Origin of the sequence: Acinetobacter sp. V2, from assembly GCF_001188385.1 — a bacterium.
Lineage (GTDB): Bacteria > Pseudomonadota > Gammaproteobacteria > Pseudomonadales > Moraxellaceae > Acinetobacter > Acinetobacter oleivorans.
The window spans coordinates 1,361,843-1,367,206 of sequence record NZ_JZFB01000001.1 but is presented as its reverse complement, the minus strand read 5'-3'; the positions used below and the strand labels follow the sequence as shown (position 1 = coordinate 1,367,206).

Annotated in this window: 6 protein-coding genes; all 6 read left to right on the top strand. The window is 39.0% G+C overall.

Going from position 1 to position 5,364, the window contains the following annotated elements; all coding sequences use genetic code 11:
• Positions 1–920 (top strand): acyl-CoA desaturase (locus tag UC75_RS06265; RefSeq protein ID WP_164837869.1); only part of this gene is annotated, 920 nt, incomplete at its 5' end.
• Positions 917–2,179 carry an NAD(P)/FAD-dependent oxidoreductase gene (locus tag UC75_RS06260; RefSeq protein ID WP_049837044.1) on the top strand — a complete coding sequence of 421 codons (1,263 nt, stop codon included), beginning with the start codon at positions 917–919 and terminating at the stop codon, positions 2,177–2,179. The genes UC75_RS06265 and UC75_RS06260, both read left to right, overlap by 4 nt.
• A gap of 21 nt (positions 2,180–2,200) precedes the next feature.
• Positions 2,201–2,992, top strand: a complete 792-nt coding sequence (locus tag UC75_RS06255) for a DUF1365 domain-containing protein (RefSeq protein WP_049837043.1) — start codon at positions 2,201–2,203, stop codon at positions 2,990–2,992.
• Positions 2,989–4,188 (top strand): SAM-dependent methyltransferase, encoded by a 1,200-nt coding sequence (locus UC75_RS06250; protein WP_049837042.1) that lies wholly within the window; start codon positions 2,989–2,991, stop codon positions 4,186–4,188. Before UC75_RS06255 ends, UC75_RS06250 begins: the two co-directional genes overlap by 4 nt.
• Before the next feature lie 29 nt (positions 4,189–4,217).
• Positions 4,218–4,997 (top strand): DUF1295 domain-containing protein, encoded by a 780-nt coding sequence (locus UC75_RS06245; RefSeq protein ID WP_049837041.1) that lies wholly within the window; start codon positions 4,218–4,220, stop codon positions 4,995–4,997.
• An 8-nt stretch (positions 4,998–5,005) separates the two neighbouring features.
• Positions 5,006–5,364 (top strand): SAM-dependent methyltransferase (locus UC75_RS20400; RefSeq protein WP_228137129.1); only part of this gene is annotated, 359 nt, incomplete at its 3' end.

Below are 5,364 nucleotides of genomic sequence, written 5' to 3'. Positions count from 1 at the left end.
CGCAAGTGGGTACTTCTAGCGAATATGTCATTGAAAAGAACATTCAATGGTTAAGAATTATTCCTTTTATTTTATTACATATCGCTTGTTTAGCAGCGTTTTGGGTGGGGGTGTCTTGGTTTGCTGTGATCTTCATGCTGGGATTTTATTTTATTCGCATGTTTGCAATTACCGCTTTTTTTCACCGCTATCTTTCGCATAAAACTTTTCAGACATCACGTATTGTTCAATTTATTTTTGTACTGATCGGGACGATGAGTGCGCAGCGCGGGCCGTTATGGTGGGCAGCACATCACCGTTATCACCATCATTTTACCGACACCGATCAGGACCCGCATTCAGCGAAAGCAGGCTTTTGGTATTCCCATGTAGGCTGGTTTTTAAATGAGCAGAATTTTGCCACTCGAAAAAAAATCATTAAAGACTGGTTGAAATATCCAGAGCTGATTTGGCTAGACCGATTTAGTTTGCCTATTGTGATTTTGACGGCCTTAGCAATTTATGGCCTAGGTTCATGGCTTGCACAACATTTTCCTGATTTGGGTACCAATGGTTTACAGCTTTTGGTGTGGGGTTTCGTGATTTCCACAGTTCTATTAACGCATGCAACCTTATGTATTAATTCACTTGCTCATCGTTATGGCTCACGTGAGTTTAATACTCCAGATGATAGTCGTAATAACTTCCTACTTTCTTTAATTACCTTGGGCGAGGGATGGCATAACAACCATCACTTTTACGCAGGCAGTGTGCGTCAAGGTTTTTATTGGTGGCAGATTGATATCACCTTTTATGTGCTCAAACTGATGTCTTTATTTGGTTTGGTATGGGGGCTAAAGCCCGTACCAGACAAGGTTTACCAATATAAAAAAATTAAAGACTTATCGATAGAGAAAATTGAAAACGGTGAAGTGTTATGAAAATTGCCATTATTGGTTCAGGTATATCTGGACTTTACGCAGCTTGGAGATTGTCAGAACAACATCAAGTCACTGTGTATGAAAAAAATAACTATTTTGGTGGTCATACTGACACTCACGAGCTAGAGATAGAAGATGCTAAAGTCGCGGTAGATAGTGGTTTTATCGTGTTTAACGACTATAACTATCCGTTATTTACTGACATGCTTAAAAAATTAGGCGTAGAAACTCAAAGCAGCGATATGAGTTTTTCGGTGAATAATCTGGTCAGTGGACTTCAATATAATCCTTCAAAAAAATGGTCGCTCTTTGCCCGTCCGCAGAACTTTTTAAACCGAAAATTTCTGCAAATGCTCTCAGATTTGCTTCGTTTTTATGATGACAATAAAGATATAGATGTTACAGATATTGATCCTAATTTATCGATTGAAGAGTATTTAGACCTTCACAAATATAGTCATGAGTTTCGTTATGAACATCTTTATCCGATGTGCGGTGCCTTATGGTCGGCACCCGTTGAGCAGGTAGGCCAAATTCCATATCGATTTGTGGTGAGCTTTTTTCAGCATCACCGCATGTTACAGCTAAAAGAGCGGCCGAAATGGCAAACGGTTAAACACGGTTCAGCAAGTTACATTCGTGCTATTCAAAAGAATTGCCCATCCATTGAGTGGAAGTTTGCAGAAGTAAAAGCTGTGAACCGTTCACCAGAAACAGTTTTGATTGAAACCGTTGAAGGGCAAGCCCAATACGACTGGGTGATTTTTGCAAGCCACGCTGACGATAGCCTAAGTTTAATTAAAGATGCGTCAGAACTTGAACAGGAAATATTAAGTCAATTTGGTTATCAAGATAATCGAATGGTGGTTCACCGTGATCTTTCAATTATGCCTAAAAGCCGTTTGCAGTGGGCAAGCTGGCATGTACATGTAACTCATGCATCTCAAGTTCAAAACGAAGTATCCGACATACATTATGGTTTTACCTACTGGATGAATAATTTGCAGAACTTATCCTGCGCTACTCAGATTTTTTCTACGTTAAATCCGAATATGAAAATTAAAGCTGAAGACATCTTGGTTGAGCGTAAATATCGTCATCCTGTGTTTGATGCAAAAGCGATTCAAGCTCAATCTCGTTGGCACGAAATTAATGGGCAAAATCGGACTGCGTTTTGTGGAGCGTATTGGGGCTGGGGCTTTCATGAAGATGGAGCCCGCAGTGCGGCACGTGTTGTAGAGCAACTCTTAGCGTTATAAAAATAGGTAAGGAGCTTTCAAATGTTATTAAATAAACTTGCTATCGCTCCTGCACTTATTCGTCATAGACGCTATAGCCCGAAACCGCATGAGTTTACATCGACCTTAAATTATTTATGGTTCGATCCAGATCAATTAGATGATATTACAAAAGATTGTTCACTTTGGTCGACTGATCATTGGAATGTACTAACACTATCTGAAAAAGATTTTTTAAATATGTATCGCGGTTCTATAAGGGATAGAGTCGAGAAAGCGATAATGCAAAATAACAACTCACATCTTCGGCCAGACTGGCAAATCAGAGTCTTGGCTTTGCCTCGTTGTTTGGGTTTTAGGTTTAATTCGGTCGTATTTTATTTTGTTTTAAATAAAACTGGAAAACCCGTATTTATTGTCAGTGAAATTATCAATACCCCGTGGAATGAACGAAAAGTTTATATACATGACTGCTCAAAACAACAAAGAAATATGGGTGATTATCAGAGTTTTGATTTTCATTTTGAAAAATCATTTCATGTTTCGCCATTCATGCCCATGCAGTTGACTTATCACTGGCGATTTAGTTTTTCAGATCAGCAAAATGTCATTCACATGCAGCTTTTTGAAGAACAAAAACAACTCTTTGATGCCACTATGCGCTTTGAACTTGTGCCCATCACATTTCCTTCACAGCAATATAGATATGCTCTTAATAACAGCCTAGCGCCTTTTAAAATGCTGTTTTCAATATATTTAGAGGCATTTAAGTTGTGGCGAAAAAAAGTTCCATTTTATCGCCACCCTAAAAAGATAAAGGTAGATAAGACATGATAAAAACATTTCTTTATGGTGAAGATGACTCACTACCGTTACTGCTCAAGAGTCTTCTTAAACTACGTCATGGACAGATTACTTTTCAGGGCGCGTGGAGTGGTACGGTTGGTGAGGTTTCAGACTTACATGCTGTGATTGAAGTCCGCAATCCTCTATTGATGGATCTGATTTTAAAAAATGGGGTTTTAGGGGCAGCGGAAGGCTATATCCGTGGTGACTGGAGCAGCGAGCAACTTGTAGAGTTGGTTCAGATCTTGGCACGTAATCGAGATGTATTGGACCAGTTCAACCAGAATGTTATTGCACAGGCGAGCCAGCTTTTTCTTAAAGCTTGGTATAAAAATAGAAAGAATTCTTTAAGCGGTAGCCGTAAAAATATTGCCGAGCATTACGACTTAAGCAATGACTTTTTTAAATTATTTCTAGATCCATCTTTAATGTATTCGAGTGCATTTTTTGAAAATGAAAATATGACACTCGAAGACGCATCTGATTTTAAGAAAGAGCTGATCTGTAAAAAGTTAGATTTAAAACCAATGGATCATTTAGTTGAAATCGGAAGTGGTTGGGGCGGTTTTGCTATTTATGCGGCTCAACATTACGGCTGTAGAGTGACCACCATTACCATTTCACAAGCCCAATACGATGAAGCGATTACTCGTGTAAATGACGCAGGCTTAGCACATCGAATTGATGTGCAACTCAAAGATTACCGCTTGCTGGAAGGCAAGTTCGATAAGCTGGTTTCAATTGAAATGGTTGAGGCCGTTGGTGCGCAATATTTATCGACATACTTTGATCAGTGTAAAGCGCTATTAAAACCAAAAGGTTTGGCATTTATTCAAGCCATTACCATTGAAGATTTTCGATATAAAAAAGCATTAAATACAGTTGATTATATTAAGCGCTATATTTTCCCTGGTAGCTTTATCCCTAGCATAAGTGTATTGACTCAAACCGCCTCTGAAAGTGGTTTAAGGCTAAAGCATTTAAATGATATCGGTTTAAGTTATGCACAAACAATTCATCACTGGCGAGCACGGTTTTTAGCAGCACGAGAAGAAGTATTGGCTCTGGGTTTCGATGAAAACTTCATTCGCATGTGGGATTTCTATTTATGTTATTGCGAAGGTGGTTTTAAAGAAGGCGTGATAAGCAATGTTCACTTGTTGTTTGAGAGTGCTAGTTACTAACTCAAACAGCTCAAGTAGGGAGACTGCTGATGTTTTTGAATTTACTGATTCTAGATTTAATGATCATGTTACTGAGCTGGCTACTTGCCACTCTAAATGGTCGAGCTGGAATTGTAGATGCTGCATGGAGTTTCTGTCTGGCAGTAAACATTATTGTGTCTTCTTTACTCATTTCAGTTGCTCCTGTTGAAGTACGATTTTTTATCGGTATTTTTAGCGGCTTATGGTTTCTAAGATTATTTTGGCATCTGTTAAGACGTTATCAATCTGAACAAAAAGAAGATGGCCGTTACGCGAGCATGCGTCAAGCCATGGGAAAGTTTCAGCATTTTGGCTTCTTCTTATTTTTTATCTTCCAAACACTTTTAGTGCTTTTGTTCTTCTTACCAATGTGGACGCTACTCAATGTAGAAGCAACTGAATGGAGTAGTGGATATAAAGTCACTTTAGTGATTGCGGCCGTCATCATGGCGATTGCCTTTATTGGAGAGCAGCTCGCTGATCAGCAATTATATCGGTTTAAATTAAATCCAGATCATCATGGCAAAACCATGGATCAGGGCTTATGGCGTTATTCACGTCACCCAAATTATTTTTTTGAATGGTTACATTGGTTTGCCTATCCAATCATTGGTTTAGCGGCAGGCCAATATTTATTGTGGATTTATCCGTTACTGATGTGGCTGTTTTTATATTACGTCACGGGTATTCCATTTAGTGAAAAACAAGCAATTAAAAGTCGCGGTCAAAATTATCGTGATTATCAGCAAAAAACATCAATGTTTATTCCGCGAAAACCCAAAAAATAGGTGCGCATATGGATTTTATTGTTCATCAGTCTTTGAGAATTGTTGAAAGTGGTGTACTTCCAGATCATGCAATTCGAGCTGCAATCCGTGCTTTAAGCAAAAAACGCTTAATTCAAGAGGGTCGTTATGACCCTGAACAAGGGGTGCAGCGATACATGGATGTGCTTAATATGTTAAAACGGAGTGAAATCGCCGTTGAAACGGATAAGGCAAACGAGCAGCACTATGAATTGCCGACCGAGTTTTTTCAGGCGGTGCTTGGAAAAAGACTCAAATATAGTGCGTGTTATTTTCCGACTAAAACAACAACTTTAGATCAGGCAGAGGAGCTCGCACTTCAGCTCTATTGTGAACGTGCACAACTTAA